Origin of the sequence: Paraglaciecola sp. (assembly GCF_030730205.1) — a bacterium.
In the GTDB taxonomy this organism is placed as follows: domain Bacteria; phylum Pseudomonadota; class Gammaproteobacteria; order Enterobacterales; family Alteromonadaceae; genus Paraglaciecola.
This window is the reverse complement of the sequence record NZ_JANQVQ010000122.1, coordinates 1-3775: the sequence shown is the minus strand read 5'-3', so window position 1 is coordinate 3775 and position 3775 is coordinate 1. Positions and strand designations below refer to the sequence as shown.

Below are 3775 nucleotides of genomic sequence, written 5' to 3'. Positions count from 1 at the left end.
CAAAATAATAAAAAGCAGGCTGCCTTAAGCCATGATAAGACGACTTATTGCACTAAGCCTGTGTTTAAGCCTGCAGCAATTTGCTCATGGTGCACCTGAGATATTTGCTCAAACCAAGCATGTAGCAACCGTCAGTGAGCTGAATAAGGCCTTACAACAAGCCAATCAATCCGGTGGTGACGCAGACATTGTGCTTGCCGACGGGCACTACCAAATTAATCAACGACTGCGATTCACTGGCTCTCATATTCGATTACGCTCGGTTTCTGGCAACCCGTCCTCAGTAGTTTTAAGGGGGCACGGCATGAAAAAACGCGAAAGTGGCACAGAGGTACTAGTTGACATCAGTGGCTCGAACATCACTATCTCTGGCATAACCCTGGAGCGCACAGCTAACCACCTCATCCAGGTGCGGGCAGAAGACAACGCCGATAACTTTAGTTTGTCAGATTGTGTCTTACGCGATTCCTATGAACAACTTCTAAAAGTATCTTCATCATCTGAGCAAAACGCGCCCTTTTCAGACGATGGCTTGATAGAAAATTGCTTGTTTGAATATTCTGCTGGCATTGGCCCACAATTTTACATTGGGGGAATAGATGCCCATCGTGCAAAAAACTGGCAAGTGAACAGCAATACCTTTAAAAATATCGCCAGCCCCGGTTCACATGTGGCCGAACATGCTATTCACTTTTGGCGTAAGAGCGAAAACATTACAGTAAAAAACAATACCATACAAAATTGTGACCGCGGTATCGGCTTTGGCTTGGGCGAAGATATCGCCAATCAAACCCTGGGCGGACTAATAGAAAAAAATGTGATCAGTCGCGCCAATCTAAACCATAAATTTGGTGATGTGGGTATCGCCTTGGAAGCAAGTCCTGATATTCAAGTAATCAACAATATTATCTTTTTCGAAACGTCTTACCCTAATGCCATTGAATACCGTTTTGCAGCAACCAATAACGTCATTATCAGAGACAACATTACTAACAGAGCCATAACGTCCAGAGACGGCGGTCAGGCAGTACTGATTGCTAACGAAAAAGCGAGTTTGTTTGAAGAGCTCCAGAGTAAAATTAAGTATCTGATCGAGCATTTTTAAGCTGCCGATATTCAATTAACATCGCGCGCAAATTGGTGCCCAAACACAGAGGTAAAAATACCAGCAATAAAGCCAGGTAGGTAAAACAAAAAGTTGCGCCACTGAGAAGCAGTTGAGCCAACGGGCCAACAAGCAATACGTTTTGTAATAAGTGGGCCAGATAAAGGGCAATTAAAGATAAAACCGCAGCAAAAATTAGTGCCCCGCCAATACGCCAAAAGCGCAGGGGTACGTATCGATGTAAGGCAATGCCAATAATTAAGGTTGAGGCTATGCCCACTAAAACCCTTAGTACCAGTAGTGCATGTAAGTCATGTGATACTTGCAAATAAGCGATTAAACAGCCCGCAATCAAAATTAAACTCAGCATATCAAACATAAATATGCTTCTTACCTTTCCTACTGCCGTTAACGCACTTTCTATTACTAACAGAAAACAATAATAAAAAAATAACCAGGACATAATACCTAATATTTCCCCGGCTAATTGCCACTGCACACCCAGTAATACATCAACTATGACTTGTGGGTAACTCGCCATATAGGCGGTAATAGGCACAACGATAAGAGCCACGATACACAGAGACTTACTTACCCGAACACCCAGCTCATCAGGCAAAGACTTGTAGTCTTTAAAGTTTGCCAGCAGCGGCTCTATCGCGGGGCCTAATAAGTTATGTCCGGGTAACATCGCAACATCTCTGGCCATATGATAATTACCCAGTTGCCCCACACTGAAGAATTTAGCAACGATTACCGTATCTATTTGCGAGCGGCAGTAGCCTATGATGCTTTTGCCTAGCAGCCATCGAGAAAATTGCCACTGAACAGCCACCTTATACAAACCGGGCGATGGACGAAAATGATGCACAGCATATGAGCCCACAGTAAAGACCAAGGCACCTGCGATATCGGCAATCACAAAGGCCCAATAACTTTGCCAGTTCAATGCCACCAACACCACTGTGACAAAACTCACTATGCGCTGTATCAGTGATAAATAAAAAACGCGTTTGTAGTCCAATTCTCTTTTGAGAAGTAATAATCCGGGATTTTTTAATGCGTTAATAACCAGCGCTACGGCAGCAACTTGCAGGGCGACACTCAGATGGGCCTGCTCAAAAAAACTGGCAACAAATGGCGCTATAACGAGCAAAACCGCAAACATAGCCGTTTTTAACAGAATGTCTAAGGTCCAGGCGGTATTGAGATCAGCCTCTTGCACAGTTGATTTTTGTACTATGTAAGGTTCAGATCCCGTGTGCGACAGAATATCAAATAAATGCAGCACGATAGCGATAATCGCTATCATGGCAAAGTCACTTGGTGTAAGGATACGAGCGAGTAAAAGAGTACTAAATAAGCCGATAACGCGGCTAAGAAACGTCGCTCCACTAGAAAAAGCGGCGCTGCCCAGCAGACCTTTCGCCGCTATCATGAACTAAACAGCAACTCAGCCTTTTGCACATGCGCCAGCCAGTCTAACTCAGACTCAACATGTTGGCGGCCCGCCTCACCCATTTCGAGGCAACGCGTCGGCTCGGCGAGTAATGTAGCCACTGTCGTTGCTATGTTACTGGGATCAGTACAATCAATGACGTATCCGCTTTTGTTCAGGCTCATTGTTTCTTTGGTACCGCCTGAATCACCTGCAATCACCGGTTTACCGCAGGCTTGTGCTTCCACCAGAACCATGCCAAACCCTTCAATGTCATTGCCTATGGTTCGATTTGGCAGGATAAAAATATCGCATTGTTGATAACATTGGATCATCTGGGCATCGCTGGCTTTGGTCAGAAATTGCACATGTTGTTGCATTTGCAATTCCATCACCAGGGTTTTCAAGTTAGCAAGGCAGTCCCCTCGTCCAATTATGACGTATAACAATTCCGGGAAGCGTTCTTTTAACAGGGCAGCTGCACGTATCATCATGTCTTGCCCTTTGCGCTCTTGCAACCTGCCGACCGTGATAACCACCTTACGTCCACACCATCCCATCTGTTTTTTAAAAGCGTCATCTTCTTGTGCCGGAACAAAAACTGAAGCGTCAACACCGGGATGCAGAACGTGGATTTTTTGGCTACTTGCATAACCCAGGCGCTTAACAATGTTAGCGCTGTTATGACTGTTACAAATAAGCTTGGTAGCCTGTTTACAGACCTGTCTAACCATCAAGTTGTGTTCGCGACTCGTGGCGGCAGTTTCAACGTCTTCGCCGTGTACAAAGCACAAATAGGGCGTGCCTGTTAATAGTTTAAGCAACCAGGCTGTAACGCCTTCGTGTATGACTCGTCCACAATGAATATGAGTAATGCCTTGCTGTTTGATAATGGCTCTTATTTTCTGCACTGTGCGCCAATAGAATTTAATCCCGATAAGACTTTTAAAACCCCATTCAGTGGATTTTAAAGGCATACGAATTATGTTGAGGTTGTGGCTACGATCAAATTCTGCAGCTTCAACCGTTTGATCTGCGACAATAATAAACGAATCTCTGGGTAAACGTGAATAAAGTTCCCAAAACCACCTACCACTTCCTCCAGAAAGTGGTGGAAAATTTTCAGTCAATACTAGGATCTTTCTTTTCACAATTTAGCTCTCTCAAAACGCCCTAATACATCATATTGTTTAATCGGAAATTGCTTAAAAAAAGCAGAGTCTCGACAAATA

The 3775-nt window shown here is 44.2% G+C and carries 3 protein-coding genes; 1 reads left to right on the top strand and 2 read right to left on the bottom strand.

Annotated features, from left to right (window positions below; all coding sequences use genetic code 11):
- Positions 1-31: 31 nt before the first annotated feature.
- A complete protein-coding gene (locus NWQ57_RS08700) occupies positions 32-1105 on the top strand; it encodes a right-handed parallel beta-helix repeat-containing protein (protein ID WP_306021757.1) in 1074 nt (357 codons plus the stop codon).
- Here the strand turns inward: NWQ57_RS08700 and NWQ57_RS08695 are convergent.
- Positions 1080-2543 (bottom strand): oligosaccharide flippase family protein, encoded by a 1464-nt coding sequence (locus NWQ57_RS08695; RefSeq protein WP_306021756.1) that lies wholly within the window; start codon positions 2541-2543, stop codon positions 1080-1082. The genes NWQ57_RS08700 and NWQ57_RS08695 overlap by 26 nt on opposite strands.
- Entirely contained in the window at positions 2540-3694 is a 1155-nt protein-coding gene (locus NWQ57_RS08690) for a glycosyltransferase family 4 protein (RefSeq protein ID WP_306021755.1), read from the bottom strand. The genes NWQ57_RS08695 and NWQ57_RS08690 overlap by 4 nt, the downstream gene beginning before the upstream one ends.
- Positions 3695-3775: the final 81 nt, after the last annotated feature.